Here is a 468-nt window from a genome sequence, read left to right as displayed (position 1 = left end):
CTGCTGATCGTGCCGATGCCACCGGCGATCATGATGGGCTTGTGGTAGCCACGGCGGATGGCCTGGTCACCGTGACCCACGGTCTGCTCGAACACGCGGAAGTAGCCGCCCAGATTGGAGCGCCCGAACTCGTTGTTGAACGCTGCGCCGCCCAGGGGGCCCTCGATCATGATCTGCAGCGGGCTGGCAATGTGCTCGGGCTTGCCGAACTGCTCAGCCTCCCAGGGCTCTTGCGTACCCGGCAGGTTCAGGTTGGACACAGAGAAACCCGTCAGGCCCGACTTGGGGCGCGAACCACGGCCCGTGGCACCCTCATCGCGGATCTCGCCACCGGCGCCCGTCGAGGCACCAGGGAAAGGCGAAATCGCGGTGGGGTGGTTGTGCGTTTCGACTTTCATCAGCACGTGGGCCAGCTCTTCGCGGGCCTGGTACTGCGGTGCATTGGTGTAGCCTGCCGGCATCCAGCGC

General features: G+C 65.8%; 1 pseudogene. It reads right to left on the bottom strand.

Annotated features, from left to right (window positions below):
• Positions 1–468 (bottom strand): annotated as a pseudogene (locus HUO12_RS14365) (hypothetical protein); the annotation flags it as partial.

Source organism: Altererythrobacter lutimaris, from assembly GCF_013371495.1.
Lineage (GTDB): Bacteria > Pseudomonadota > Alphaproteobacteria > Sphingomonadales > Sphingomonadaceae > Erythrobacter > Erythrobacter lutimaris_A.
This window is presented reverse-complemented; position numbering and strand designations above follow the sequence as displayed.